The organism is Streptomyces antarcticus, assembly GCF_026627255.1.
GTDB lineage: Bacteria > Actinomycetota > Actinomycetes > Streptomycetales > Streptomycetaceae > Streptomyces > Streptomyces antarcticus.
Window position 1 is genome coordinate 406877 of sequence record NZ_JAPNLM010000003.1, and the last position, 26420, is coordinate 433296.

A 26420-nucleotide genomic window follows, 5' to 3' on the forward strand; every position below is an offset into this window, starting at 1 on the left:
CAATGTCCACGCAGGTGGGGTTTGCTGGCAAGTAAAGGTCGGGTCAACCCTTCACCAGCACCAACAGCCTCTCCAGAAAAGGAATCTGAGAGGGCATCAGTTTATTTTCGGCCACCTCCGGGGTGAACCAGGCCACCCGGTCCAGTTCGGGGAATTCCCGCACCTCCCCGGAGTGCGGCGGCCACTGCATCGAGAACGTCCCGGGCACCATCAGCGCGGGGTCGAGGTCCGCCTCCACCGCCCAGATCGTCACCAGCTTCCCGCTGGCCAGCCGTACCTCGCCGAGCGGCAGGTACGGGCCCTCCGGCGGCGGCAGCCCGATCTCCTCGGTGAACTCCCGGCGGGCCGCGTCCCGCGGCGTCTCGTCCGGCCCGTACTCGCCCTTCGGGATGGCCCAGCCCCCGTCGTCCCGCCCGGCCCAGAGCGGACCGCCCATGTGCCCGAGCAGGACCTCGACACCGGGGCCGTCCTCCCCGCCGGTGCGGCGGAAGAGGAACAGCCCGGCACTGCGCTTGTGCGTCATGGGTCCATCCATGCCCCGAACCGGGCCGTCCCAGTGATCCCGGCCGGGGATCACGCGGGCCGGCGCCGGCCTTCAGTGGTCGTGCGGACCCTGGCGGTGCACCGGGCCGTGCGCGTCCGCGCAGTGCGGGTCGCCGTACGGGTCCTCGCCGGCGCGGCCGACGGTGAGCAGGGTGTCCTGGGTGTGGTCCACCTGGAGGGTGGTGTGCGTGATCCCGTACTCCTTGTCCAGCAGCCCCTCCAGATCGCGGCGCACGGCGTGGCAGTCGCCCGCCGGCTCCACCAGCACGTGCGCCGACAGCGCCGCCTGACCGGACGTGATCGTCCAGATGTGCAGGTCGTGCACCTCGGCCACCGGCGGGTGCCCCGCCAGCCGGTCGCCGACCGCGTCCGGGTCCACGTGGGCCGGCGCCGCCTCCAGGAGGATCCGGCCGGACTCGCGGACCAGCCCGTAGCCCGCCTTGACCATCAGCACCACCACCACGAGGGTGGCGATCGCGTCGGCCTGCCGGAAACCGGTGGTCAGCACGATCAGACCGGCCACGGCGGTCCCGATGAACGCGAACAGGTCGTTCAGGATGTGCTGGTAGGCGCCCTCGACGGCGAGCGAGGACCGGTTCGCCCTGGATATGCACCAGGCCGCGACCACGTTGACGACGATGCCCGCCAGCGCCGTCACCAGGACCAGCCCGCCCTCGACCGGCGGCGGATCCACCAGCCGCCGCACCGCCTCGTACGCCAGCCAGACCGCCAGCAGGAGCAGCGTCAGCCCGTTGGCCTGCGCGGAGAGTATCTCCGCGCGCTTGAGGCCGTACGTGAAGCCGCCGCGCGCCGGGCGGGCCGCGAGCCGCATCGCGATCAGGGCCAGGACGATCGAGACGGCGTCGGTCAGCATGTGGGCGGCGTCGGAGATCAGGGCCAGCGAGTGGGCCATGACGCCGACGCACACCTCGACGGCCATGAACGCGCCGATCAGACCGAGCGCGATCCCCAGCCAGCGCCGGTCGGCGTCCGCCGACACGCCGTGGCCGTGTCCGCCGGGTCCGTGGCCGTGCCCTCCGTCAGCGTCACCGTGATCGTGGTCGTGCCCGCTCATGGGGTCCCCCGTCTCATCGCGTCACCCGTGTGTCCGGTTCCGTCGCGTGAAGTGAAGCGCACCCCGGCGCGATGGGCAAAGGCTGCAACGGGGACCGTTGTCATTACCTATAAGAGGGCCCTGACCTGCGACGATGTGTGGCCGGTGCCGGGTCGGCCGGATCGTGGGAAAATTTGCTCATGGTCCAGCGCCCCGGAGTGCCGACCGCGCCCGAGCTCGTCCTGGAGACCGACCGTGGCTCCACCGCGATGAGCCCCGGGCGGATCTACCACGTCGGCCGGGACCCCCTCTGCGAGATCTGCCTCGACGACGCCCGCGTCTCCTGGCACCACGCCGTCCTGCGACCCGACGGCGACCACTGGACAGTCGAGGACGAGGACAGCACCAACGGAACCTGGGCCGACGGCCGCCGCGTGCACGCGTGGAGCGTCGGGCCCGGCAGTGAGCTGCGCTTCGGCCACGCCGCCGACGGCCCGCGCGCGCTGCTGCTCGGACCGGCGCCGCCCGCGGCCGGGCCGTCCGTCGCGCCGCCCGGGGCCGTGCCGTCCGTCGCGCCGCCTGCGGCCGTGCCGCCCGCGGCTGCCGGGCCGCCGTTGACGCCTTCCGGCGCCGAGCCGCCCGTACCGGGAGGGGCCCGGCCGTCCCGGGTTTCGCACCCGGCCCTGACCGGCACCTTCCGGCAGCCCACCGCCGTCCGTCCGCTGCCCGCCCGCACCGCCGCCCGCACCGCCGTGCGCATCGCCGTGCGCATCGGCCGCGCCCCCGGCAACGACCTCGTCGTCGACGACCTCGTCGTCTCCCGCCGGCACGCCGAACTGCGCGCCCGCGCCGACGGCACGTACGAGATCGCCGACCTCGGCAGCCACAACGGCACCTACCTCAACGGCGCCCCCGTCCAGGGGACCGCCCGCCTCGCCGAGGGCGACATCGTCGGCATCGGCCACTCCGCCTTCTGCCTCGTCGGCAACCAGCTCCAGGAGTACGTGGACACGGGCGAGGTCTCCCTCGACGTCCAGAACCTCACTGTCGCCGTCGACCGCGGCCGCAAGACCCTCCTCGACGACATCTCCTTCCCGGTCGGCGCGAAGTGCCTGCTCGCCGTCGTCGGCCCCAGCGGCGCCGGCAAGTCCACCCTCCTCGGCGCCCTGACCGGCCTGCGCCCCGCCGACCGCGGCACCGTCTTCTACGACGGACGCGACCTCTACCGCGACTACGCCGAACTGCGCAGCCGCATCGGCCTCGTCCCGCAGGACGACATCCTGCACGCCCAGCTCACCGTCCGCCGCGCCCTCACCTACGCCGCCGAACTGCGCTTCCCCCAGGACACCGCCAAGGCCGAACGGCGGGCCCGGGTCGACGAGGTGATCGGCGAACTCGGCTTGCGGGAGCGCGCCGACCAGCCCATCCACAGCCTTTCCGGCGGGCAGCGCAAACGCGTCTCCGTCGCCCTGGAGCTGCTGACGAAGCCCTCGCTGCTCTTCCTGGACGAGCCCACCTCCGGCCTCGACCCCGGCATGGACCGGTCCGTGATGCACATGCTGCGCGGCCTCGCCGACGACGGCCGTACCGTCATCGTGGTCACCCACAGCGTGCTCAGCCTGGACGTCTGCGACCGCCTGCTCGTCCTCGCCCCGGGCGGGCGCATCGCCTATTTCGGGCCGCCCGGGGAGACGCTCGGCTACTTCGGCTACAGCCAGTGGCCCGAGGCCTTCGAAGCCTTCGAGAACGACAAGGGCCGCGACTGGGCGGGCGAGTACGCCGCCTCGGTCCCGTACCGCAAGTACGCCGCCGCCGCGTTCCGGACCCCCGGCAGGGACGGCGCCGACGGCCCGGCCGGACCCGCCGGGTTCGTCCCGTCCCCGCCGAAGGCGCAGAGCTGGGGCTCCCAGCTGTCCACGCTGGTCCGGCGGTACGCGGCCGCGCTCAGCGCCGACAAGACCTTCCTCGCCATCATGATCGCGCTCCCGTTCGTGATGGGAGCCATGGCCCGCGCCCTCGCGGGCGGCACGCTCACCCAGGAGACCGCGATCAACGCCCTGCTCATCCTGTGCGTCGGCGGCGTCCTCACGGGCGCCGCCAACGCGGTGCGCGAGCTGGTCAAGGAACGGACCATCTACCAGCGCGAGCGGGCCGTCGGCCTGTCGCGCTCCGCCTACCTGATGTCCAAGGTGGTGGTGCTCGGCGCGATCACCGTGGCCCAGGCGGTGGTGCTCACGCTCGTGGCCCTCTTCGGGGTGAAACTGGGGGCCCCGGGCGGACAAGGGGTGTTCCTGCCACCCCTCGTGGAGATCACCCTCGCCGTCGCGCTGCTGTCGTTCACCGCGATGATGCTCGGCCTGCTGGTCTCCGCGCTGGTCAGGAAGGAGGAGGTCACCATGCCGCTGCTGGTCCTCCTCGCCATCGTGCAGGTGGTCTTCTGCGGCGCGCTGCTCCAGCTGGACGGCGTACCCGTCATCGAGCAGCTGGCCTGGTTCGTGCCCTCCCGGTGGGCGCTCGGCGCCATGGCGGGCACCATCGACCTCGGCGCCATCGTGCCCGGCGCCCTCACCGACGACCCGCTGTTCGCACACAGCGCCGGCGTGTGGCTGCTCAACATGGGGATGCTCGTCGCGCTGTCCGTGCTGTTCGGGGTGCTGGTCGCCCGCCTGCTGCGGCGCCACGAGCCCGCGATCATGCGGAAGTAGCCGATGGTGAATCCGACGACGGACCCCGGGGGCGCCGCGGACTTCCGGCCGACGCACGTCGTGCCGCAGAACGGCCTGCCCGCCTGGGAGACCCCCGACGAGTCCCGGCCCACGGCGCCCCTGGACCCCTTCCTTCCGGTACAGCTGCTGTCCCGGCGGGCCGAATGGGGGGAGATCCTGTGCGCCAACGGCTGGTCCGCCTGGGTGGACGGTCGGCTCCTGGTCGCCGTACCGCAGCCCCCGCCCACGACCGGCGGCCGGGGGCCCGGCCGGGCCGAGGACCCGCGGCCGCTGCTCGCGCGCGGCGCCGACGCACTGGACCGCTACCGGCGGGCCGTCGACGGGCTGGCCGCCGGGCGGGCGGACGGGGAGGGCTTCCGGGCCTCCGTACGCGGGCTGCGCGCCGGGATCGTCATCGAAGGGGAGTCGGTCTGGCTGTACGACGAGGCCGCCGGGCGCTGGCTGTACGGGGACGGCACCCGCCTGGCGACGTACGCGGTCGTGGCCGGACCGGGCGTTCCACCGGAGGCGGAGGCGGATGCGGGCCCGATGATCGGGCCCGGGGCCGCGGGAGGGCCGGTGGGGCACGAACCCACCCGCCTCGCGGACGTCCCCGAGGACCGCCCCGAGAGCCGTCCCGATGACGTCCCCGCGAACCTCCCCGAGGGCCCCCGCGAGGGCGGCGAGCGGTGACGGGCCCGGAGCGGGGGGCGGAGCGGGCGCCGGACGCGGAGCCGGTCGGCGGGCGCCCGTCGGACCTGCGCGGGAGGCTGATCGCCGGATACCGGGTGGAGGACGAGATCGGGCGCGGCGGGATGGCGGTCGTCTACCGGGCGCGGGACCTGCGGCTGGACCGGACGGTGGCGTTGAAGCTGCTCGCCCCCGAACTGGCGCGGAACGACACCTTCCGGCTGCGCTTCGCCCACGAGTCGAAGGTGGCCGCGGCCATCGACCACCCGCACATCGTGCCGGTCTTCGAGGCAGGGGAGACCGATGGCCTGCTGTACATCGCGATGCGGTACGTCGCCGGGCAGGACCTGCGGGCCCTGCTCGACCGGACCGGGCCGCTGCCGGTGGAGACCGTGGCCCGGATCGCCGGCCAGGTGGCCTCCGCGCTGGACGCGGCGCACGCCCACGACCTGGTCCACCGGGACGTGAAGCCGGGGAACGTCCTGGTCGCGGCGGGCACGGACAGCGAACACCCCGAGCACGTCTACCTCACCGACTTCGGACTGACGAAGAAGTCGCTCTCCCTGACAGGCTTCACGAGCGTGGGGCAGTTCGTGGGGACGCTGGATTACGTCGCGCCGGAGCAGATCTCGGGGAAGCCGGTGGACGGCCGGTGCGACGTCTACAGCCTGGGGTGCGTGGTCTACGAGATGCTGGTGGGCGGGCCGCCCTTCCGGCGCGACGACGACATGGCCCTGCTCTGGGCCCACCAGTACGATCCGCCGCCACCGCCGACCTCCCGGCGGCCGGATCTGCCGGCGGCACTGGACGAGGTGCTGGCGAAAGCGCTGGCCAAGTCGCCGGAGGACCGGTGGGGCAGCTGCCTGGAGTTCACCGGGGCCCTGCGCCGGGCGAGTGCCGGAGCCCCCCGGCCGCCGCGCTTCACCGACGGGTCCCCGTCGGGGCCGCCCCCGCCTCCACCGCACTGGGCGGCGCCCGTGTTCCGCGCCGGGCCCTGAGCGAACTACCCCGGGCGGGCAGACGGGCAGACGGGCGGGCGGCGGTCGGCCGGTGGCCTGGCTCTCCGGCTGCTACCGCTTGGCCCCGGAAGGCGCGTCGACGCGGCCCCGCCGGTGCAGGGGGCGGGCCAGCAGGGCGCCGAGGAAGCCCGCCACCGCGCCCCAGAGGAGGGCGAGGCCCACCGTGCGCCCCAGGAGCGCGGTGAGTTCGACGCGGCCGCCGAGCCCGTCCACGTCGCCGATGCCGAGCAGGGACAGCCCGAACCGGGCCTGCACCGCGGCCAGCAGGCACACCGCGAGCGTCGCCAGCGCCAGGGCCACTCCGAGGTGCAGGGCGTGCTGCCAGGGCCGGACGCGCGCGGGAGACCGTACGGCCGTCAGTACGCCCGCACCCAGCAGCAGGACGGCGGCGACCACCACCAGCCACCAGGCCCGGGAGTCCCGCTCCGCGAGCGAGGCGACGTCCACCGTGGACAGGTCGGGGCCGCGCAGGACCTGGTCCAGCAACTGCGGCACGGGGAGCCCGAACGGCCCCTCCACGTTGCCCTGCCACGCGCCGCCGAAGCCCAGGGTGAGCGCGATCCAGACCAGGTTCGGCAGGCCGAGCAGGACCACGGCCAGGGTCCGCCCGGGGTGGCCTTGGGTCGCGGCGACGACCAGTCCGACGACGACGCCGAGGACGACGTACGCGAGCAGCAGCGTCACCGTGGCGAACGCGGCGGGCCGCACCGCCGTGTGGAAGCGGACCAGCCCGGCCGGCAGCGGCGCGCGGCGGGATACCAGCAGGCAGATCAGCAACAGCCCGAGGATCCAGAGCAGTCCGAACAGGAGCGTGGCGGGAACGGCCGCGCGGAACCCCACCGTCGGTGCGGAGTCGAGGAGTTCGCCGATCTCGCCGACAGGCGAGTCGCCGGTGGAGATTCCGAAGTCCTGGTGGGCCAGGAGCGCGCCGCCGGTCAGTGCGAGGAGCCACAGCGCCACCAGCGGAAGCGCCCGCCCGGCCAGTTCGCGCGGCCCGGCCACGGCCCGGTTGTGCAGGGGGCGCAGGAAGCAGAAACCGGCCGTGAGGGCTCCGGCCAGGCTCACCGAGAGCGGCAGCACGGACAGGCTCGCGTCCGCACCGGCGAGGAAACCCGCCCCGCCCGACACCTCGACCGACCCGCCGGCGGCCATCACGACGACGGCGGCGACCACGCGGGGAAACGCGCCCCCCGGCAGATCACCGGCGCCGGCGCAGGCCAGTCCGGCCGCGCCGATCACCGTCATCACCGCGAAGCCGGCGACGACGGCGACGAGCGCGTCGCGCCACGCCCTCGTGGAGGAACCCCCGGTCGGCGTTGCCATCGGTGTACGGCTCACCCTGCAACCGTAGGCACCGCCCGTGCGCGGGCACCACCTGAACGGCCTAACCGACCGCGCGGCGGGGAGGCGGATGCCCGGATACTGCAAGGAACGCACCCGTATGGGTGGGTCTACGGGCGGAGCGTCCAGCCGGGACCGGAACTTCTGCGTACGGAGGGCATCCGTGACCACGCAACCTTCGGGCATACCGCCGTCCGACCGTCCCGCGGGCCCCCCGTCCGGGCCGCTCTCGGGCGGTCGGCAGGGCCCGCCGCCGCAGGGCCCGGGCGGTCCGTCCGGCCCCGCTCCTCCGGGCGGTTCCGGTCCCCCCGGGCCGCCCCCCGGCGGGCAGCCTCCCGGGAGGCCCTGGTGGCGGTCCGGGCCCCGGCTGGCGGCCGGGCTGGTGGCGGTGGCCGCGGCCGTGGCGCTGATCGTGGTGCTGACCCGGCCGGGCGGTACGCCGACCACCGGCGGCGAGGTCTTCCTCCAGCCGGCCGGGTCCGTGGGGCAGGACCCGTTCACGGAGTCCACCGCGACGGCCCCGGGCGCCCAGGAACCCCAGCCGACACCCACGGGCCCCGTGCCCACCACCGGCACCACCGCCACCCGCTCCGTCAGCGGAGCCCAGCCCGGCCTGTACGGCGGGACCCGGGACCTGGCCAGCTGCGACGTCGAGAAGCAGGTACGGGTGCTGGTGGCGGAGCCGGCCAAGAACAGCGCGTTCGCCGAGGCCCTCGGCATCCGCCCCGCGGCCGTCCCGGGCTACCTGCGCTCCCTCACACCGGTCCGGCTGCGTCTGGACACGCGGGTCACGAACCACGGATACAAGGACGGCCGGGCCACCCCTTACCAGGCCGTTCTCGAGGCCGGAACGGCCGTGCTGGTGGACGACCGTGGGGTGCCCCGGGTGCGGTGCGCCTGTGGGAACCCGCTGGGGGAGCCGGTGGCCCTGAAGCCCGACTCGAAGAGGTACGGGCAGCCGTGGAGCGCGTACCACCCGCAGAACGTGGTGGTGATCGCGCCCTCAGTGAAGATCGTCAACAAGATCGTGATCTACGACCACCAGGACAAGCGCTGGTACGAGCGCGACCGGGGCGCGAAGCCGGACCCCGACGAGCGCATCGCACCTCCGGTACTACCGACGCCTCCGGTGACGACGGCTCCGCCCTCCCGCTCGCCGTCCGACACGGACACGCCCACGGACACGGATACCGGTGCGCCGACCGACACGGACACCCCGACCGGCCCGTCCTCCGATACGGACACCGGCAGCCCGACGGACACGGGAACGCCCACGGAGAGCGGGTCGGACACGGACAGGGAGCGGGACGCGGGAACTCCCACCGACCCGGGAACCCCGGCGGACTCCGGCACTCCGGCGGATCCGGAAACCTCCACAGACACCGGCACCCCCACGGACACCGGTACCCCGACGGACACCGGTACCCCGACGGACACCGGTACCCCGACGGACGCGCAGCAGAAGCCGGGGCTGACCGACCGGAGCGGCACCCCGACCGGCCCGTCCTCCGATACGGACACCGGCAGCCCGACGGACACGGGAACGCCCACGGAGAGCGGGTCGGACACGGACAGGGAGCGGGACGCGGGAACTCCCACCGACCCGGGAACCCCGGCGGACTCCGGCACTCCGGCGGATCCGGAAACCTCCACGGACACCGGTACCCCGACGGGCGCGCAGCAGAAGCCGGGGCTGACCGACCGGAGCGGCACCCCGACCGGAACGGCGACGTCCGGTCCGCCCGCCGTGCCGCCCTCCTCCGGCACAGCCCCGGCCCCGCCCGCCCGGTAGACGGGGCCCGGTCCGTTCGGAAGGTGGCCGGGTGGCCGGGTCCGCAGGTCAGCGGCTCAGGTGCGGCAGAACTTCGCGAAGGCGCTCTGGGCGCCGGCGAGGAAGCCCTGTGCGAAGGCGGCTTCGACGGCCGCGTCCTGGGCGGTGAGTCCGGGCTTCTTGTGCGGCTTGGGCTTGCTGTCGCAGTCCTCCTGGGCCGCCTGCTTGCCCGCCTTGACACCCTCGCTGAAGCCCTGCTGGCGGGCCTTGCGGATGGCGTTCTTGTCCGTCTCCTTCTGCGCGCTGTCCGCCTTGAGCACCTGGCAGTTCCTGAAGCCGCCGGTGTCGGGCAGGACCGTGAAGTCGGTGCTCTTCTGGAAGCGCACCAGTGAGAACGTCCCGTCGGGCTTGACCGGCAGGGTGTCGACGCCCTCACCGCCGTCGATCTTCAGACCCACCTTCGGGTCCCAGCCGGATCCGCTGATGGTGATGCTCAGTCCGTTGTCGGCGGGTTTCACGGTGCAGGTGCCGATGGCGGGCGCCGCGGTCGCCGCCGGAGCCAGGGCGACCAGGCTCCCGGCGAAGAACGAGCAGGCGACCAGAGAAGTGACCGTGGTGCGGCGGCTGTGCCGGTTCATGGTGGGGTTCCTCCCTCGCGATGCTGCGGAGAGGGAGAGGCGAGGAGACGACCGTAGGGGGCGACCGCGCGCACGCGCGGTGTCGCGACGGACGCACCGCGGCCTGCGGGCGTCGGCCCGGCACAGCCGGACCACGCTCCGGGACTCTCCCTCCGGCCACCGCACCGGGCGGTGGTCTGGATCACTCGGACGGCGCCCGTCCCGTCCATCGTCCTCCGTCCCGGACGGGGTGTCGACCGGGCAGGGGGGTGCTCAAGTGCGCGGGACGGCCGTCACGGTGTGCGTACCCGAGTTGTTGCCCGGGTCCGGGTCACCGGGCGCGGTGATGGTGGCGTGGATGGCCCCGGGCCCGTTTCTGGTGACCGTGGCGAGCAGCGGGATCTGGTTCTTGGCGCCCTTCGCGAGGGTGCCGCCGGTGCAGCGGTAGCCCGTGGTGCCGGTCGCCGAGCACTGGAAGCCGTTGAAGGTGCCGGACTCCGGTGCACGCCGTAGCGACAGCGAACCAGAGGCCTGGACCTGGATGACGACGTCCTTCGCGTCGGCACCGGAGTTGGAGTAGGCGACCCAGTAGTTGCGGTTCGTGCCCGACGGCGGGCTGGCCTCGCCGGTGATGGCCCCGATGGACACGTCGGACGGGGCGTTGGCGGACCCGGCCGGTTCGGAGCAGACCTCGTTCGACTCGTAATTCGAGCCGAAGTCACTGATGACCCCGTCCCCGCCCCTGGTGTGGCTCTCCACCACCGCACAGTAGGCGACGCCGGGTCTGATGCCTGCGTTCACCGTTTTGACAACGGTCCGGTTCACGCTGGGGACTTCGCCGACCAGCCTGATGCGCCGGACCTCACCCGCGCCCTGCGGGCGCAGGATGAGGACGTGGGAATCGTCGTCGGCGTCGGTGTCCCGGAAGGTGACGGTGACGTCGGGAGCGTCCAGCCGCACGCTCACCAGTTGGGAGGATTGCGCGGGCGTGGCGAGACCGACGGCCAGTCCGCAGGCCAGACCGGTACCGACCGACGCCCGGTACATCCACCGGAGGCGTCCCTTGCCTGTCATGGGAATCCCCGTTCTCAGCCGCAATGGGATGGTTCCAGCCTCCGCTCGTGCGTGGACCACGGCACATCGCCGGGGAGCCGGTGGCCGCCGTCCCCGAGCCCCGGCGGCTCCGCGCTCCGCTGGGACACCGGCGGGATGGAGTGAGACCCTTGCTGCATGGGCCGAAGGGGAGAGAACCCCGAAGTCGGCTGGCCCGCGCGGCCGGACACGAGCCTTGCGCTCAACCGCATGGGTACGTTCGACTGGGACCTCGACAGCGGTCGGATGCATCTGGATCCGACCGCCCTCGAGGTGCTCGACCTGCGCCCGGACGAGTTCCCCGGTACCCCCGCCGGGCTGGGCCTGCGGATCCCGCCCGCCGAGGCGGCCCGGCTCGACGCCCGGGTCGCGCAGGCGCTCAAGGACGGCCGCAGCCACTACGGCGCCTACGTCCGCAGCCGCCGCCGGGACGGCTCCCCGGCCTGGACCCACCTCCAGGGTCACGTCCTGCGGGAGCGCGACGGCCGCCCGTACCGCGTCATCGGGATACTCCGCGACGCCGCCCACGACCCGGGCGAGCCCGGAGCCGCCGGCGAGCGGGACGAGGGACGGCGGCGCATGACGGGGGTCGTCGAGCGGACCACCGCCATCCTCGCCCACGCCCGCACCGTCAACGACGTGACCGACACCCTCAAGGACCCGGAGGCCCTCGGGCACCTCGGCGCGGTCAGCGTGATGCTCGGCGTCGTCGACGGCGGCCGGATCCACCTGGTCGCGGAGGGACAGCTCGGTTCGTACGTGCCCGAGATCGAGTACACCCGGATCGACGCGCGGTTCCCCATGAGCGAGGCCGTACGGACCATGCAGCCGGTGGTCCTCGGCTCGCGTGAGGAGTTCCAGCGGCGCTACCCGCAGCTCTGGCCGTACATCGAGCCGCTGGCCGTCCGCAGCGGGGTCTACCTGCCGCTGATCGCCCAGGGGCGCTCCATCGGCGCGCTCGGGCTCCTCTACACGCGGGACGGCGACTTCACCGCCGAGGAGCGGAACCTGCTGATGGCCCTCGGTAGCGGCATCGCGCAGAGCCTCCAGCGCGCGATCCTCTTCGAGCAGGAGCACGACCTCGCCGAAGGGCTCCAGCGCGCCATGCTGCCCCGCCGGATCCCGGACGTGCCGGGCGCGCGGATCGCCGTACGGTACCGGTCCGCCCGGATGGGGCGGGACGTCGGCGGCGACTGGTACGACGTCATCCCGCTCGGCGAGGGCCGCGTCGGCGTGATGATCGGCGATGTGGAGGGGCACGACACGGACGCCGCCGCCGTCATGGGCCAGCTGCGGATCGTCCTGCGCGCCTACATCACCGAGGGGCACACCCCCGGCGCGGCGATGGAACGGGCCTCGGCCTTTCTCCGCGACCTGGAGACGGAACGGTTCGCCACCTGTACGTACGCCGAAGTGGACCTGAACACCGGGCTGCTCGGCATGGTCCGCGCCGGGCACCTCGACCCGGTCGTGCGGCGCGGCGACGGGAGCTGCCACCGCGTCCAGGTGGCCGGCGGCCTCCCCCTCGGCCTGCCGAGAGGGGACGGAGCGCCGGCCGAGGGGCCGGTGACCGGCTCCGGATACCCCGTCACCAGCCTCGAACTCCACCCCGGCGACACCCTGTTGCTCTGCACGGACGGGCTGATCGAACGGCCCGGCAGCGACGCGGACACCGGCATGCGGGAGTTCATGGACGCCGTCCGCGACGGCCCAGCCGACGTGGAGGAACTCGCCGACGTGCTCTGCGACCTGGTCGGGGACGCGGGCGGCGGGGACGACATGGCCCTGCTCGTGCTGCGCCGCCGCGGCACACCCGACGCACGCGGCGGCGGCCCGCTGCGCCACCGCCTGGACCCGGGCGACACGGACGCCCCGGCGGCGGTCCGGCACCTGATCCGGGCCGCGGTGGCCGCATGGGGCGCCGGGGAGCGGGCCGACGAGATCGAGCTGGCCGCGGACGAGCTGATGACCAACGCCCTCGTCCACACCGACGGCGGCGCCCAGGTGGGACTGCGGCTGACGGCGCAGGGACGCGTGCGGTTCGAGGTCGAGGACACCAGCAGCGCCTTGCCGCGGCCGCGCGATGCGGGGGACTGGGAGGAGTCGGGGCGCGGGCTGCTCCTGGTGGACCGCCTCGCGGACGCCTGGGGCGTGGAGCCCCGGGGCGGCGGGAAACGCGTGTGGTGCGAGTTCGACCTCGCCGGCCCGGAAGCGGCCCCGGAGGCCGCCGCGTAAGGCTCACACCGCGGGGTACGGGGCCCGCGCCCGGGGTACGGGGCCCGCGCCGCCGCCCGGGTGTTCCGCGGGGCGATGAGCTCGCGGCCGGTGGCCGGTGTGGCCGGTGTGGCCGGTGTGGCCGGTGTGGCCGGGGCGGACGGGGCGGACGGGGCGGACGGCGGACGCCGGGCGCGGTGCGCAGGGGGCGCCACGGGTCCCGACGGCGCAGGTCTTCGGCTGGCGACGTGGCCGCCCCGTGGGTGCCGTGGCCGCCGGGGCCGTGGCTGCCAGACACGGCACCCGCTGATCTGCGGGGCGGCGACGCGCACATGCCCGGCCCGGCGTCCGCGTCCCGGCGGTCCGGTGCGCGCCCGAACGGCTGAACGCGTGGGTCCGCGCCCGGTTCGTGGGGTCCGGCCCGGGCCCGGGGGTCGATCCTGCCCGGGTGTCGATCCCGCGCCCGCTGCTGCCCGTGCTCCCCCTGCCCCTTCCCCTGCTCCTCGCCGTGGCCCTCGTCGTTGCCCTCGTCGTGCCCGCGCGCGCCGCCGACCGGGCCGCCGGCCGGGACGGCGACGGTGTCGAGACCGCCCGGACCAGCCGCCAAGTGGCCCCCGGTGTACGGCTGGAGTCGTACGACCGGCTCGAGGCCGACCGCTGGCTGCGGATCGACGAGCTCGTCGTCGACCTCGGGGGAAGCGGCGGAGTACGGGCCGAGTACCTGGGCGTCGCCGGCGCCGCCACCGTCGCCGACGCCGTCGCCCGGCACCGGGCCGGTCCGGGCCGGCGCGTGGTCGCCGCCGTCAACGGGGACTTCTTCGACATCGGCCGCACGGGCGCCCCGCTCGGCCCCGGCCTCGCCGCCGGGCGGCTGCTCCACTCGGCGTCGCCCGGGGCGGGCCGCGCCGTCGGCTTCGGCGCCGACGGCAGCGGCCGCGTCCTGCGGATCGGCCTCACCGGAGCGGTCACCCTGCCCGGCGGCCGCGCCCGCCCGCTCACCGGCCACAACGCAGCCCGGCCCCCCGCCGACGGCATCGCCGCCTACACCGCCGACTGGGCGGGCACCGCGATCCCGGACCGCGACGGCGCCACCGCCGTCGACGTACGCGACGGACGGGTCACCGCCGTCCGGGCGGTACGGGATCCCGCCCGGACGGAGCGGCGTCCCGCCCCCGGAACCACCCTGCTGCTCGGCCTCGGCGGCGCCGCGGCCGAACTCGCCGCCCTGCGCCCCGGGAACCCCGTCGCCGTGGCGGCCCGGGCCGTGCCCGACCCGGGCCCGGCGCCGGTCGACGCGGTCGGCGGCCGGGAGCCGCTCGTCGTGGCCGGGGTCCCGCAGGACCACGACGGCGCGCCGAACAACGCCGCCGCACCGCGCACCGCGGTCGGTCTCTCGCGCGACGGGCGCCGCCTGCGCCTCCTCACGGTGGACGGCCGCCAGCGCGACAGCGGCGGCCTCACCCTGACCGCGCTGGGCCGGCTGATGCACCGGACCGGCGCCCACGAGGCCCTCAACCTCGACGGCGGCGGCTCCTCGACCCTCCTCGCGGCGATCAGCGGAGTCACGGCCCCGGTCCTGGAGAACGCCCCCTCGGACGGCCGCCCGCGCCCGGTGCCCAACGGCCTCGTTCTCACCGCCCCCGAAGGCCCCGGCCGGACCACCGCCTTCCGGGTCGACGCCCCCGGCGGCGCCCGGGTCTTTCCCGGCCTGACCCGCACCCTCACGGCCACCGGCCACGACGCCGCGCTCGGACCGGCCGCGGGCCGGCCCCGGTGGTCCGTCACGGCGGGCTCGATCGGGGCGGACGGAGTGCTCCGTGCTCCGCGCGCCGCCGGCGTCACGGCGTACGCCCGGCTCGGCGCGGCCCGCGGCACGCTCCGCCTCGACGTGCTCGGCCCCTTGGCCCGGATGCGCCCGGTCCCGGCCAGGATCGGCCTCGCGGAGGCGGGCGAGAGCGCCGGGTTCGTGCTGACCGGGTACGACGCCCAGGGCGCGGCCACCACCGTCGAACCCCGGGACGTGGCCCTGCGGTTCGACCGCTCGCGGTGGCGCGTCACCGGCGGTGCCGGGGGCGGCTTCACCGTCACCGCCCTCGTCCCGCGGGCCGCCGGGCGGCTGCTGGCCACCGTCCGGGCGACCGGGGCCACCGCCGAACTGGCCCTCGGGGTCGGCCTGGTCACCCGGGAGCTCGCCGGGCTGGAGGACGCCGCCGCCTGGACCGGCCCGGGCGCGGCCCCGGCCGAGGGCCACCCGGGCCCCGGGCTCGCCCTGCGACTCCACCCGCCGGACAACCGGTCGGCCCCGGGCGCCCCTTCGGCCCCCGGCGCTCCGGTGGCCTCCGGTGCCGCGGCGGCCCCGCCGCGGCCGCTGGCCGTGCCCCAGCTGGCCCGGGCGTTGACGCTGTGGGTCGGAGGTGACGGCTCCGGCGCCCGGCCCGCCGTGGAGCTGGCCGACGCGGACGGCGCCGCCGTCACGCTGCGCGGACCCGCCGCGGACTGGACCGGCTGGCGGGAGATCAACCTGCCGCTGCCCGCCGCACCGCAGTGGCCGCTCACCGTCACCGGGCTCTCGGCGTCCGGCGGGACCCGCCCGGGCCGGCTGCTGCTGGACACCCTGGCCGCCCGGACCCCGCCGACGGGGCCGGCGGCCCCCGGCCCGGCCCGGCCGGACCCGGTGGTGGCCACCGGCGCCGAAGTCCGCGCCCGGCCCTGGCGGTTCGCCGTCGCCCCCGACGCCGGGCACCCCCGGATGGCCGGCGCGGACCTGGTGGTGACGGGCGCCGAGCAGCGGCCGTTCCTGCACCGCGGAGTACGGTTCCTGCCGCTCGGCACCACCCGCCGCACCCTGGCCGGGGGCGGACTGGACCGCATGCGGGCCCTGCGGGAGGCGCTGGAGGCCGCCGCCCGGGATCCGGGCACGGGCGCGCTGGCGGTCGTACGCCGGCATTCCGTGCGCACCGTGGACCGCAAGGAGGAGGCCCTCTTGGCGCGCCACCTCGCGGAGTTCCGGCGTACCACCGGGAAGGGCGCGGCGGTGATCACCGCCGGCGCCCCGCGGTTCGCCGCCGGACGGTCCGAGGGCGTGCTCGCGCTCGCGGCGGCCCGTACCGGCTGGACCCTGGTGGGCGCCGACGCCTTCCCGGGTCCGGGCCGCGACTGGCTCTCCGTACGGCCGACCGGCCCGCGGCCCCGGACCCGGCCGGCCGCGGGGCCGCTCTGAACCGCCGGAGGGGGCGCGGGCGGCACCCGGGCGCCACCCGGCGGACTCGGGCCGCCTCGAGGAGGATGCGGGCCGGCTCCCGAGGCCGGGACGCCACCGGCCAGTGCCCCGTGTCCCGCTCCACGAGCCGCCGGCACCCGCCGTCCAGCCGCGGGGCCGCGTCCGGGTCCGGAAGACGTCCCATGGGCCGAGCCAGGCGCCTGCGACCCGTACGCAGTTCGTCGTGGCGGCACCCTGGGGGTGTTGTCACACTCGTTCCCGCCGTGCGGCGCCTGGCACGCTCCCGCCTTGCGGGCGTACGGAACGACTTTGACGACACCCCCTGGCCGTGCCCTCCGACACCACCCGCGGCTACAGCGGGACGAGGGTGACCTCGGTGGCCTTCACGCTCGTCCACACCTCGACGCCGTCGGCGATGCCCAGTTCGGCGGCGGCCTCCGGGGTGATCTCCGCGACCAGGTCGGGTGCGTCGGGGGAGGAGACCAGGACGCGCAGCCGGCTGCCGACCGCGGTGACCTCGCGCACGGTGCCCCGCCAGACGTTGCGGGGGCTGCCGCCCGGGCGGTCCCGGTGCACGGAGACGGCCTCCGGGCCGATGATCGCGAGCGCCCGCGCCCCCTCCGGCAGCGCCTCGGCGACGACGAGACGGCCCCCGCCGGCGAGGACGAGGCCGTCGGCCGAGGCGGTGCCGGGCCAGGCGTTGCGCCCCAGCATCCGGGCCACCCACGGGGAACGCGGGTGCCGGGTCACCTCGGCGGGCGGCGCGTCCTGCAGGGTCCGCCCGTCGGCGAGTACGAGGACCCGGTCGGCCAGTGACACGGCCTCCACGGGATCGTGCGTGACGATCAGGCAGACGCCGCCGAAGCCCGCCAAGTGCGTGCGCAGGGTGTGCCGGACGTGGGCCCGCGTCGTCTGGTCGAGGGAGGCGAGCGGCTCGTCCAGGAGCAGCAGCCGGGGCCGGGCCGCGAGCGCCCGGGCGAGGGCGACGCGCTGGGCCTGGCCGCCGGACAGCTGCGCGGGCCTGCGCCGGGCCAGGTGCCCGACACCGAGCCGGTCCAGCCAGGCCTGGGCCTCGCGGCGGGCGTCGGCGCGCGGCACCCGGCGGGCGCGCAGCCCGTACGCGGTGTTCGCGAGGGCGCTCAGGTGCGGGAACAGCGCGCCGTCCTGCGGTACCCAGGCGACCTGGCGCCGGTGCGGGGGCAGCGCGGTCACGTCCGTACCGCCGAGGACGAGGTCGGCGTGGGCGCGCGGCGTCAGGCCGAGCAGGGCCCGCAGCAGTGTGGTCTTGCCGGCGCCGTTCTCGCCGACGACGGCGATGGTGGTGCCCGCCGCGGCGTCGAGCGTGAGGTCGTTGAAGCCGGTGACCTCGGCGTGCAGGGGCCAGCGGCCGCAGTCACGGGGCGCGCCCTCGGCCACGGCCCCGACGGGCTCCGCGGCCCCGCCCGGACGAACCGGGGGCGGGGTCTCCTCGGCGGGCTTCGGTGCCTCGGCGGCGCTCCGGGCGACCGGGGTGCCCGTCCAGCGGCCGCGCAGCGCGACCAGGACGGCCATGGCGACGGCGAGGAGCAGCAGCGAGACGGAGGTCGCCGCCTCGGGCTGGTCCTGGAGCAGCAGGTACACCTGGAGCGGCAGGGTCTGGGTGGTGCCCGGCAGGTTCCCCGCGAAGGTGATGGTCGCGCCGAACTCGCCCAGCGCGCGGGCCCAGGTGAGCGCGGCGCCCGCGATCAGGCCCGGGGCCACCATGGGCAGCGTGACGGTGAAGAACACCCGGACCGGCGGGGCGCCGAGGGAGGCGGCGGTCTCCTCGTAGCTCTGCTTCAGGCCGCCGAGGGCGCCCTCCAGGCTGATGACCAGGAACGGCATCGCGACGAAGGTCGCGGCGACGACGGCGCCCGAGGTGTGGAACGGCAGGGTGATGCCGAAGCCGTCCTCCAGCCAGGGCCCCAGCAGCCCGCGGCGGCCGAAGCCCAGCAGCAGGGCCACACCGCCCACGGTCGGCGGCAACACCATCGGGAGCAGCACGAGCGAGCGGACGAGGGGCTTGCCCCTGAAGTCGACCCGCGCCAGCAGCCAGGCGAGCGGCACGCCGAGGAGGAGCGAGAGACCGAGGGCCCACAGCGACACCAGCAGCGACAGCTTCAGGGCCTCGACCACGCCGGGGCTGGAGAGGTGGGTCGCGAGGTCGCCCCACTGGGTGCGGGTCAGGATGCCGAGGAGGGGCAGCAGCAGGAACGCGACGGCGAGCAGCGCGGGCAGCGCCAGGGCCACGGGGGGTCGGGTGTGGGTGCGGAGTCTGCTCATGAGGGGTTCCTGGCTTGGGGGTTACGGCGGCGTGTGAAGCGTACGGCGGCCGGCGGCGCGTGAGGCGGCGGCCGCCGGCCGACGTGCCGGGCCGTGCGCGGGGCCGCGTGCCGGGCCGTCCGACGTCTGGAGGTGCGTGGCCCGGACGTCCGGCGCCCGGAGCCGCGTCGCGCAGAGGTGCGTGGCTCGGAGCCGCGTCGCGCGGACGTGCCGGGAGGGACCGCCCGTCCCCCCGGACCGGGCGGTCCCTCCCGGTCCCGCCGCCGGCGTGGTGCCTACGCGGCCCCACGGTGACGGCAGGACGGCGGCGTTAGGTGCGCGGCCGGTGCGGTGCCCGCCTACGGCTTCTGGAAGCCCGCGTCCTGGAGGATCTTCTGCGCCTCGGGGCTGCTGAGCCAGGCCACGAACGCGGTGGCGGCCGCGGCGTTCTTCGACTGCCTCAGGGTGGCGGCCGGGTAGGAGGCCACCGCGTTCTGGTCGTCCGGGATGTCGACGGCGACCACCTTGTCGCCGGACTTGGCGGAGTCCGTCTTGTAGACGAGGCCGGCGTCGGCCTCGCCCAGCTCGACCTTGCTCAGCACGGCGCGGACGTTGGGCTCCTGGGAGACCGGCTTCACCGTGACGGCCTGCTTGTCCAGGATCTCCTTGCTGTAGCGCCCGACGGGGACCTCGGGCGCGGCCAGCACGACCTTGATCTTGGAGTCGGCGAGGTCCTTCAACTCGTCGATCTTGAACGGGTTGCCCTTGCCCGCGGCGATGACGAGGCGGTTCTTCGCGACGACCGTGGCGGTGTCGGTCTCCGCCTTGAGGCCGTCCATGGTCTTGGTGTCGGCGGTGATCAGCGCGTCGGCGGGGGCGCCCTGCTTCACCTGCGCGGCGAGTTCCTGCGAACCGGCGAAGGAGAAGGTGACCTTCGTACCCGGGTGGGCCTTCTCGTAGGCGGCGCCCGCGGTCTTGAACACGTCGGTGAGGGAGGACGCGGCGAGGACCGTCAGGTTCGCGGCCTTGGGCTCGGCGGAAGCCGTGCCGGAGCCCGGGGTGCTCGGGGAGGAGTCGGCGGCGGGCTTCTCGCCGCCGCCGCAGGCGGCCAGCGGGACGAGCAGGGCGGCGGTGAGCGCGGCGGTGGCAGCGCGGCGGCCGGTCGGGGTCAGGGTCGGGGACATGTCTGGTGCTCCTCGGTCGGGTCGGCGGCCGGCCGGGTGCCGGTACCGCGCGGTGGTGACCCCGCACCGGTGACGGCGGAGCGGGTGGGGACGTACGGGGTGGGAAGTGGGGGGTGGGGCGGTTGGGGAGGTGCCGCGCCCGGAGGCGTGGGGCGGTGTCGCATTCCGGCCGTGGCCAGGGCCGTAGCCGCCGGGTGTGCGGGTGTCGGGCCGGCGTCCGGGTTCAGACGCGGTCGATGTGCACGCTGGTGGACTTCACGCGGGCGGTGGCCCGCATGCCGACCTCCAGTCCCAGCTCCTCGACGGCTTCACGGGTGAGCAGGGAGACCAGCCGGTGGGGACCCGCCTGGATCTCGACCTGGGCGGCGACGTCGCCGAGCGTGACGGCCGTGACGATGCCGGGGAAGGCGTTGCGCGCGGAGGTGTACGGCTCGCCGTCCTCGGTGTGGGCGCCCTGTCCGACCTCCACGGAGAAGGCGGCCAGGGCGCGGCCGTTGATCAGGCGTCGGCCGCCCTCGTCGCGATGGGTCGCGACCCGGCCGGCGTCGGCCCAACGGCGCGCCGTGTCGGGGCTGACGCCGAGCAGGCGCGCCGCCTGGCCGATGGTGTAGGACTGCATATGCAACAAGATAGGTGCTCATGTGCCGCACTTGCAATTCCCTTGGGTGCATATCCATGGTAGATGCCATGGCTCTTGTCGCATCCGCCAAAAGTCGTTCCGGTTTCCACCGGCCGTCTCGCTAGAGTCATGGCATGGCTGAAGAGGTAACGGCGACGGGCACGGTGCGGGTCGACGCGTGGATCTGGTCCGTACGTCTGACGAAGACCCGGTCCACCGCGGCGACCGCCTGCAGGGCGGGTCACGTGAAGGTCAACGGGGAGCGTGCCAAGCCGGCGCAGCCGGTGCGCGCGGGTGACGAGGTGCGGCTCTTCCACGCGGGGCGCGAGCGGATCGTCGTGGTCCGGCGCCCCGTGTCCAAGCGGGTGGGCCCCCCGGTCGCGGCGGAGTGCTTCATCGACAACAGCCCGCCGCCGCCCACGCGCGTCGAGGCCGCCGTGGTCGGCATCCGCGACCGGGGTGCGGGCCGCCCGACGAAGCGCGAGCGCCGCGAGATCGAGACCCTGCGCGGCCGCTGACAGCGCCGGCGGCCGGTTTCCGGAGGCGGGGGCGCGAGGGAGTCTCCGTACGCCTCGATTCGAGCACGCGTTCGATAAGAGGGTTAGGCTGGGGGGCATGCACGCAGTCCAGGGCCTCCAGGGCTCCCTCTTCGACCAGGGCGACGAGATCCTGCTCGGTCCGCTCGGCGGCATCCGGCGGACCCCGCTCGGCGCCGGGGCCTGGGTCGACCACCTGACCGGCTGGCTGACCGGCGCAGACCTGTTGTTCGAGCGGCTGGCGGCCGACGTGCCCTGGCGGGCCGAGCGGCGCCAGATGTACGAGCGGGAGGTGGACGTACCCCGGCTGCTCGCCTTCTACGGCGACGGCGAGGCCCTCCCGCACCCCGCCCTGACCGACGCCCGCGAGGCGCTGACCCTGCATTACGCGGACGAGCTCGGCGAGGCCTTCACCACCGCCGGACTGTGCCTCTACCGCGACGGACGCGACAGCGTGGCCTGGCACGGCGACCGGACCGGCCGCTCCTCCACCGAGGACACCATGGTCGCCATCGTCTCCGTCGGGGACCCGCGCGATCTCGTCCTGCGCCCCCGCGACGGGGGCGCCACCCTGTTGCGCCTGCCCCTCGGGCACGGCGACCTCGTCGTCATGGGCGGCTCCTGCCAGCGGACCATGGAGCACGCGGTGCCCAAGTCGGCGCGGGCCGTGGGGCCCCGGATCAGCGTGCAGTTCCGCACTCGCGGAGTCCGCTGACCGGGGCCCTCCGCAGCCGCTCCGGCCCGCCGCGGTGCGTCAGCGCCCAAGCCAATTTCATCCGTTCGGCTGAACGGCCAATCCGCCGGGCCCGCGGCGCCGAAGACGAGGTGTGAGCATCAACCGCAGCACCAGCGAGCAGGGCGCACCGACGCCCTCGCTCATGGGCGCCCCGACCGGTACGGGGCCGCTGCGCGCACTGATCGGGCGCCTGACCGCCGTACCGGGCGGTCAGGGCGCGACAGCCGGTTTCGGGCCCGGCTGGAGTCGCCGGGGCCACCTCGCCGCGGTCGGGGCCTCTGCGCCGGCCTCGATCGCGGCGGGGTGCCCCGGCCGGCTGGACACCCCCGGCGGCCGGGAGGCGACGGCCTCCCGCGGCGCGATACGTCGTGCCGTTCCCGGCCCGACCGCCGCGCCGCCCCGCGGCGCGGTGCGGGCCCGGGAGGGCGACCCGACGATAGCCTGCGGCGCGTGCGGCCCGCCCGAGGCCGCCGTGCCCAGCGCCGGCTGAACCGGACCTCTTTCCTTTCCTGCCCATGACATCCGTATGTACAGGCATGCGTCCATCCGTCATGCCCGGTAAGCAACTCCCAAGGAGTACAACCATCATGAACGCTCTTCACTTCCGTCGCACCGCCGTAGCCGTGGCCGCCGCGGCCGTCCTTCCCTTCACCCTCGCGGCCTGTTCGGAGTCGGGCAAGGACTCCGCCGCAGGCTCCACCGCGAGCACGGACAGCTCCGCTTCGCAGCCGGCCACCCCGGACGCCTCGATGGCGACGGACAAGCCCTTCGGTCCGGCCTGTGCGGGCGTGCCCGCCGACGGCGCGGGTTCGTTCGACGGGATGGCGAAGGACCCGGTGGCGACGGCCGCCTCCAACAACCCGGCCCTGTCGACGCTGGTCGCCGCGGTCAAGCAGGCCGGCCTGGTGGACACCCTCAACAACGCCAAGGACATCACGGTGTTCGCGCCGACCAACGACGCCTTCGCGAAGATCCCGAAGGCCGACCTGGACAAGGTCCTCGCCGACAAGGCCACCCTGACGAAGATCCTCACCTACCACGTCGTGGGCGAGAAGCTGACCCCGAAGCAGCTGGAGAACGGCTCCTTCGACACCCTGGAGAAGACCAAGGTGACCACCGCCGGCTCCGGCGAGGCGTACAAGGTCAACGGCACGTCCAGCGTCGTCTGCGGCAACGTCAAGACCGCCAACGCCAACGTCTACATCGTCGACACCGTCCTGATGCCCAAGTAGCACCAGGTCGCGCGCAGGGCGCGCGGGGAACCGAGTGAGCGAGTGCCGTGCGGCCCCGGATCCCGGGGCCGCGCCGCGCTGTGCCGGGCCGGCCCGTGCGTACGCACGCGGCGCGCTGGCGCAGCTGCTGGAGCAGGTGCAAGCACAGGCGCCGGGCCGGGGCCCGGATCAGGCCGGGCCGGACTCCTTGGCGCCGCCGCCGGGCAGCCGCCCGGCCGCCGCGTGCAGCGAGCGCAGGGCCACCAGGAGGACGCCGACGTCGTCCAGGTACACCGGGTCCGGGATCAGGTCCACGGGGGAGACCGTGTACACGACCGCGACCCAGAACAGGGCCTTGTCGCGCAGCGGGATGCCCGCGTCGAGCAGCAGCCGCCGCGCCGCGAAGACACGTACGAGCAGTAAGACCGCGGCGATGGCCAGAGCGACCGCGACGACCACGCCCAGAGTGAGCCAGACCTTTCCGTCCATGGCGCGCCTATACCCCGTTCCCGGCCCGCTCTACCGGGGCGATTCCGGGGCGGTTCATCCGGTCCGGCCGCGAAGGCGCCGGCCGACCTCGCCGAGGCCTTCGGCGAGCACGTCGAGCTGTTCGGGGGTGAGGACGTCGACGAGGACCTCCCGGACCGTGGCCACGTGCCCGGGTGCGGCCTCCTCCAGCCGGGCGCTGCCGGCGTTGGTGAGGACGGCGAAGACGCCGCGGACGTCGGAGGGGCAGCTGCGGCGGCGGACCAGCCCGGCCTTCTCCATCTGCGTGACCTGGTAGGTCAGCCCGCTCTTGGAATTGATCAGGCCATTGGCCAGCTCGGTCATCCTCAGCTCGCGCCCGGGGGCCGCGGCGAGCCGTACGAGGATCTCGTACTGGGGGTGTGAGAGCCCGGAGTCGTCCTTGAGCTGCTGGTCGAGGCGGCGGTTCACCAGTGCCGACGCGGCCAGGAAGCCGTCCCAGGCCCGCATCTCGCGGTCGTTCAGCCATCTCGTCTCAGCCATGCGGCCAGCCTACACGGGTTGTTCCAATTTGAATCAATGGCTAGGGTCGGGTCCCGGCGGTTCGAATTTGAACAAACCTGAGCAGTGCCGTCCCCGCCCTCCGGACCGCCCGACCGGAAGGATTCCCCCCATGACCAGCCCCTCCGTCACCCCGACGAAGCCGCAGGCCGCCGCACCGGCCGGACCCGCGCCCGCGTTCGCCCCGTCCGGCCCCGCGCACGACACCGGCCTGCTGCTCCTGCGCCTGGTCCTCGGACTGACCATGGCCGCCCACGGCACCCAGAAGCTCTTCGGCTGGTTCGGGGGCGGCGGCATCAGCGGCACCGGACAGTTCTTCACCGCCAGCGGCTACCCCGCCGGTGACGCCATGGCCGTCCTCGCCGGCCTGACCGAGACCCTCGGCGGCCTCGGCCTCGCCGCCGGGCTGCTCACCCCGCTCGCCGGAGCCGCCCTCTTCGGCACGATGATCAACGCCATCGCCGTCCACGGAGCCGGCTCGTTCTTCGCCCCCGAGGGCATCGAGTACGAGCTGCTGCTCACCGCCGGCGCCGCGGCCCTCGCCCTCACCGGCCCCGGCCGCTACGCCGTCGACCGCTTCCTGCCCGTCGTACGCGCCCACCGGCTCGCGCACGGCGCCGGCGCCGTCGCGCTCGGCGCGGTCCTCGCCGGCGTACTGCTCCTCGTACGCGACTAACGCGCACGACTAACGCGCACGAGGGTGTCCGGGGCCTGCGCTGATTGGCCCCGGGCATTCGCGGGAAGAGCGCACGAATGACACAACCCATCGAAGACTACGCACTCATCGGCGACCTGATGACCAGTGGGCTCGTCGGCCGCGACGGGTCCATCGACTGGCTGTGCCTGCCGCGCTTCGACTCGGCGGCCTGCTTCGCCAAGCTCCTCGGAGAAGAGGAGAACGGCCACTGGCGCATCGCCCCGGTCGGCGCCGCACCCGACGAGCGCTGCACCCGCCGCGCCTACGTCGACGGCACGCTGGTCCTGGAGTCGTACTGGGAGACCGAGGGCGGCACGTTCAAGGTCATCGACTTCATGCCGCAGCGTGACACCGCGCCCGACGTCGTCCGGATCGTCGAGGGACTCACCGGCGAGTCCACCGTACGCAGCACCCTGCGCCTGCGGTTCGACTACGGCCACGTCGTGCCCTGGGTCCGGCGCGTCGACGGCGAGCGCGTCGCCGTCGCCGGACCCGACTCCGCGTGGTTCCGCAGCGAACCCCACGTGCACACCTGGGGCGAGCACAACAGCACCCGCTCCGAGTTCGCCGTCGCCGCCGGGGAACGCGTCGCCTTCGTCCTCACCTGGCACCCCTCGCACGAACCGCGCCCCAACCCGATCGACCCGTACGCGGCCCTGCACACCAGCCTCGCCGACTGGCGCGCGTGGACCTCCCAGTGCACCTACGAGGGCCCCCACCAGGAAGCGGTCATCCGCTCCCTGATCACCCTCAAGGCCCTCACCTACGCCCCCACCGGAGGCATCGCCGCCGCGGCCACGACCTCCCTCCCCGAGGAGCTCGGAGGCGTCCGGAACTGGGACTACCGCTACTGCTGGCTGCGGGACTCCACCCTCACCCTCGGGTCGCTGCTCGCCACCGGGTTCCTCGACGAGGCCCGCGCCTGGCGGGCCTGGCTGCTGCGCGCCGTCGCCGGCGACCCCGCCGACCTCCAGATCATGTACGGGATCGCGGGAGAGCGCCGCATCCCCGAGACCGATCTGCCGTGGCTGCGGGGCTACGCCTCCTCCGCCCCCGTCCGCGTGGGCAACGCGGCCGTGGACCAGCTCCAGCTCGACGTGTACGGCGAGGTCATCGACTCGCTGTACCTGGCCCGCGCCACCGGCCTCGCCGCCGAGGCACACGCCTGGAAGCTCCAGCTCGCCCTGCTCGACTTCCTGGAGCGCAACTGGCGCCGCCCCGACGAGGGACTGTGGGAAGTGCGCGGCCCGCGCCGCCACTTCGTCCACTCCAAGGTGATGGCCTGGGTCGCCGCCGACCGCGCCGTGCGCACCCTGGAACACGATCCCTCACTGCCCGGCGACATCGAGCGCTGGCGGACCATAAGGGACGAGGTGCACCGCGACGTCTGCGAGAACGGCTACGACCCGGAGCGCAAGACCTTCACCCAGTTCTACGGCTCCACCGAGCTCGACGCCGCGACCCTGCTCATCCCGCGCGTCGGCTTCCTCCCGCCCGACGACCCGCGGGTCGTCGGCACCGTCGCCGCGGTCCAGGAGGAGCTCGGGCGCAGCGGCCTGGTCCGCCGCTACAGCACCGAAGGCCCCTCCGTCGACGGACTGCCCGGCGACGAAGGAGCCTTCCTGGCCTGCTCGTTCTGGCTGGCCGACGCGCTCCATCTGACCGGCCGTGAGAAGGAGGCCCGCGCCCTATTCGAACGGCTGCTGGCCGTATGCAACGACGTGGGACTGCTCGCCGAGGAGTACGACCCCGTCGCGGGCCGCCAACTCGGCAACTTCCCACAGGCGTTCAGCCACGTCGGCCTCGTCAACACCGCCCTCACCCTCGCGCGGGGGAAGGCGGCCGTGGCGATCCCGTAGGGCGCC

General features: G+C 74.7%; 21 protein-coding genes and 1 pseudogene. 12 read left to right on the top strand and 10 right to left on the bottom strand.

The window, feature by feature from the left end; all coding sequences use genetic code 11:
- Positions 1-43: 43 nt before the first annotated feature.
- Together OTB16_RS07645 and OTB16_RS07650 are read right to left on the bottom strand one after the other, a co-directional pair.
- On the bottom strand, positions 44-523 hold the full coding sequence (locus OTB16_RS07645) for an NUDIX hydrolase (RefSeq protein WP_267719158.1): 480 nt from the start codon (positions 521-523) through the stop codon (positions 44-46).
- A 72-nt stretch (positions 524-595) separates the two neighbouring features.
- Positions 596-1618, bottom strand: a complete 1023-nt coding sequence (locus OTB16_RS07650) for a cation diffusion facilitator family transporter (RefSeq protein WP_267719159.1) — start codon at positions 1616-1618, stop codon at positions 596-598.
- Between the two features lie 179 nt (positions 1619-1797).
- Here OTB16_RS07650 and OTB16_RS07655 point away from each other — a divergent pair, with 179 nt between their 5' ends.
- The 3 genes from OTB16_RS07655 to OTB16_RS07665 are packed head-to-tail and all read left to right on the top strand — an operon-like array spanning position 1798 to position 5990.
- The gene (locus tag OTB16_RS07655) at positions 1798-4302 is read left to right on the top strand and encodes an FHA domain-containing protein (RefSeq protein WP_267719160.1); all 2505 of its coding nucleotides are present in this window, start codon (positions 1798-1800) and stop codon (positions 4300-4302) included.
- A 3-nt stretch (positions 4303-4305) separates the two neighbouring features.
- A complete protein-coding gene (locus OTB16_RS07660; RefSeq protein WP_267719161.1) occupies positions 4306-4995 on the top strand; it encodes a hypothetical protein in 690 nt (229 codons plus the stop codon).
- Positions 4992-5990 carry a serine/threonine-protein kinase gene (locus OTB16_RS07665; RefSeq protein ID WP_267719162.1) on the top strand — a complete coding sequence of 333 codons (999 nt, stop codon included), beginning with the start codon at positions 4992-4994 and terminating at the stop codon, positions 5988-5990. Before OTB16_RS07660 ends, OTB16_RS07665 begins: the two co-directional genes overlap by 4 nt.
- A gap of 72 nt (positions 5991-6062) precedes the next feature.
- Here OTB16_RS07665 and OTB16_RS07670 read toward each other — a convergent pair whose 3' ends face one another.
- On the bottom strand, positions 6063-7334 hold the full coding sequence (locus tag OTB16_RS07670; protein ID WP_267719247.1) for a streptophobe family protein: 1272 nt from the start codon (positions 7332-7334) through the stop codon (positions 6063-6065).
- A gap of 181 nt (positions 7335-7515) precedes the next feature.
- Between OTB16_RS07670 and OTB16_RS07675 the strand changes: the two are divergent.
- A pseudogene (locus OTB16_RS07675) lies at positions 7516-8748 on the top strand (DUF6777 domain-containing protein); the annotation flags it as partial.
- Positions 8749-9200: 452 nt separating this feature from the next.
- On the opposite strand, the gene OTB16_RS07680 reads toward OTB16_RS07675, so the two are convergent.
- Both OTB16_RS07680 and OTB16_RS07685 read right to left on the bottom strand, forming a co-directional pair.
- Positions 9201-9761: a hypothetical protein gene (locus OTB16_RS07680; RefSeq protein WP_267719164.1), complete on the bottom strand. Its 561-nt coding sequence runs from the start codon at positions 9759-9761 to the stop codon at positions 9201-9203.
- 252 nt (positions 9762-10013) lie between these two features.
- On the bottom strand, positions 10014-10814 hold the full coding sequence (locus tag OTB16_RS07685; protein ID WP_267719165.1) for a hypothetical protein: 801 nt from the start codon (positions 10812-10814) through the stop codon (positions 10014-10016).
- Positions 10815-11042: 228 nt separating this feature from the next.
- On the opposite strand from OTB16_RS07685, the gene OTB16_RS07690 reads away from it, so the two are divergent.
- Together OTB16_RS07690 and OTB16_RS07695 are read left to right on the top strand one after the other, a co-directional pair.
- Positions 11043-13067, top strand: coding sequence for a SpoIIE family protein phosphatase (locus OTB16_RS07690; RefSeq protein WP_420717640.1), 2025 nt, complete (start codon positions 11043-11045; stop codon positions 13065-13067).
- A 427-nt stretch (positions 13068-13494) separates the two neighbouring features.
- On the top strand, positions 13495-16266 hold the full coding sequence (locus OTB16_RS07695) for a phosphodiester glycosidase family protein (protein ID WP_267719168.1): 2772 nt from the start codon (positions 13495-13497) through the stop codon (positions 16264-16266).
- Positions 16267-16617: 351 nt separating this feature from the next.
- Here the strand turns inward: OTB16_RS07695 and OTB16_RS07700 are convergent, their stop codons facing one another.
- From OTB16_RS07700 to OTB16_RS07710, 3 genes are all read right to left on the bottom strand, one after another.
- The gene (locus tag OTB16_RS07700) at positions 16618-18567 is read right to left on the bottom strand and encodes an ABC transporter permease (RefSeq protein ID WP_267719169.1); all 1950 of its coding nucleotides are present in this window, start codon (positions 18565-18567) and stop codon (positions 16618-16620) included.
- 338 nt (positions 18568-18905) lie between these two features.
- Positions 18906-19730, bottom strand: a complete 825-nt coding sequence (gene modA / locus OTB16_RS07705; RefSeq protein WP_267719171.1) for a molybdate ABC transporter substrate-binding protein — start codon at positions 19728-19730, stop codon at positions 18906-18908.
- Between the two features lie 223 nt (positions 19731-19953).
- Positions 19954-20349 carry a TOBE domain-containing protein gene (locus tag OTB16_RS07710; RefSeq protein WP_267719172.1) on the bottom strand — a complete coding sequence of 132 codons (396 nt, stop codon included), beginning with the start codon at positions 20347-20349 and terminating at the stop codon, positions 19954-19956.
- 134 nt (positions 20350-20483) lie between these two features.
- Between OTB16_RS07710 and OTB16_RS07715 the strand changes: the two genes are divergently transcribed.
- The 4 genes from OTB16_RS07715 (at position 20484) to OTB16_RS07730 (ending at position 22853) form a co-directional block, all read left to right on the top strand.
- Complete coding sequence (locus OTB16_RS07715) at positions 20484-20867, top strand: RNA-binding S4 domain-containing protein (protein ID WP_267719173.1); 384 nt, start codon at positions 20484-20486, stop codon at positions 20865-20867.
- A gap of 97 nt (positions 20868-20964) precedes the next feature.
- Entirely contained in the window at positions 20965-21600 is a 636-nt protein-coding gene (locus tag OTB16_RS07720) for an alpha-ketoglutarate-dependent dioxygenase AlkB (RefSeq protein WP_267719174.1), read from the top strand.
- Between the two features lie 112 nt (positions 21601-21712).
- Positions 21713-22111 (top strand): hypothetical protein, encoded by a 399-nt coding sequence (locus OTB16_RS07725; RefSeq protein WP_267719175.1) that lies wholly within the window; start codon positions 21713-21715, stop codon positions 22109-22111.
- 97 nt (positions 22112-22208) lie between these two features.
- Positions 22209-22853: a fasciclin domain-containing protein gene (locus OTB16_RS07730; RefSeq protein WP_267719176.1), complete on the top strand. Its 645-nt coding sequence runs from the start codon at positions 22209-22211 to the stop codon at positions 22851-22853.
- A 168-nt stretch (positions 22854-23021) separates the two neighbouring features.
- Here OTB16_RS07730 and OTB16_RS07735 read toward each other — a convergent pair whose 3' ends face one another.
- A complete protein-coding gene (locus OTB16_RS07735) occupies positions 23022-23321 on the bottom strand; it encodes a YkvA family protein (RefSeq protein WP_267719177.1) in 300 nt (99 codons plus the stop codon).
- A gap of 54 nt (positions 23322-23375) precedes the next feature.
- Positions 23376-23840, bottom strand: a complete 465-nt coding sequence (locus tag OTB16_RS07740; protein WP_267719178.1) for a MarR family winged helix-turn-helix transcriptional regulator — start codon at positions 23838-23840, stop codon at positions 23376-23378.
- A 130-nt stretch (positions 23841-23970) separates the two neighbouring features.
- Between OTB16_RS07740 and OTB16_RS07745 the strand changes: the two genes are divergently transcribed.
- Both OTB16_RS07745 and OTB16_RS07750 read left to right on the top strand, forming a co-directional pair.
- Positions 23971-24534 carry a DoxX family protein gene (locus OTB16_RS07745; RefSeq protein WP_267719179.1) on the top strand — a complete coding sequence of 188 codons (564 nt, stop codon included), beginning with the start codon at positions 23971-23973 and terminating at the stop codon, positions 24532-24534.
- Between the two features lie 77 nt (positions 24535-24611).
- On the top strand, positions 24612-26414 hold the full coding sequence (locus tag OTB16_RS07750; protein WP_267719180.1) for a glycoside hydrolase family 15 protein: 1803 nt from the start codon (positions 24612-24614) through the stop codon (positions 26412-26414).
- Positions 26415-26420 lie beyond the last annotated feature (6 nt).

Coding starts and splice junctions, on each gene's coding strand:
- OTB16_RS07645 (WP_267719158.1), bottom strand. CDS start 523: ATGACGCACAAGCGCAGTGCCGGGCTGTTCCTCTTCCGCCGCACCGGC.
- OTB16_RS07650 (WP_267719159.1), bottom strand. CDS start 1,618: ATGAGCGGGCACGACCACGATCACGGTGACGCTGACGGAGGGCACGGC.
- OTB16_RS07655 (WP_267719160.1), top strand. CDS start 1,798: ATGGTCCAGCGCCCCGGAGTGCCGACCGCGCCCGAGCTCGTCCTGGAG.
- OTB16_RS07660 (WP_267719161.1), top strand. CDS start 4,306: ATGGTGAATCCGACGACGGACCCCGGGGGCGCCGCGGACTTCCGGCCG.
- OTB16_RS07670 (WP_267719247.1), bottom strand. CDS start 7,334: ATGGCAACGCCGACCGGGGGTTCCTCCACGAGGGCGTGGCGCGACGCG.
- OTB16_RS07680 (WP_267719164.1), bottom strand. CDS start 9,761: ATGAACCGGCACAGCCGCCGCACCACGGTCACTTCTCTGGTCGCCTGC.
- OTB16_RS07685 (WP_267719165.1), bottom strand. CDS start 10,814: ATGACAGGCAAGGGACGCCTCCGGTGGATGTACCGGGCGTCGGTCGGT.
- OTB16_RS07690 (WP_420717640.1), top strand. CDS start 11,043: ATGGGTACGTTCGACTGGGACCTCGACAGCGGTCGGATGCATCTGGAT.
- OTB16_RS07700 (WP_267719169.1), bottom strand. CDS start 18,567: ATGAGCAGACTCCGCACCCACACCCGACCCCCCGTGGCCCTGGCGCTG.
- modA (WP_267719171.1), bottom strand. CDS start 19,730: ATGTCCCCGACCCTGACCCCGACCGGCCGCCGCGCTGCCACCGCCGCG.
- OTB16_RS07710 (WP_267719172.1), bottom strand. CDS start 20,349: ATGCAGTCCTACACCATCGGCCAGGCGGCGCGCCTGCTCGGCGTCAGC.
- OTB16_RS07715 (WP_267719173.1), top strand. CDS start 20,484: ATGGCTGAAGAGGTAACGGCGACGGGCACGGTGCGGGTCGACGCGTGG.
- OTB16_RS07720 (WP_267719174.1), top strand. CDS start 20,965: ATGCACGCAGTCCAGGGCCTCCAGGGCTCCCTCTTCGACCAGGGCGAC.
- OTB16_RS07730 (WP_267719176.1), top strand. CDS start 22,209: ATGAACGCTCTTCACTTCCGTCGCACCGCCGTAGCCGTGGCCGCCGCG.
- OTB16_RS07735 (WP_267719177.1), bottom strand. CDS start 23,321: ATGGACGGAAAGGTCTGGCTCACTCTGGGCGTGGTCGTCGCGGTCGCT.
- OTB16_RS07740 (WP_267719178.1), bottom strand. CDS start 23,840: ATGGCTGAGACGAGATGGCTGAACGACCGCGAGATGCGGGCCTGGGAC.
- OTB16_RS07745 (WP_267719179.1), top strand. CDS start 23,971: ATGACCAGCCCCTCCGTCACCCCGACGAAGCCGCAGGCCGCCGCACCG.
- OTB16_RS07750 (WP_267719180.1), top strand. CDS start 24,612: ATGACACAACCCATCGAAGACTACGCACTCATCGGCGACCTGATGACC.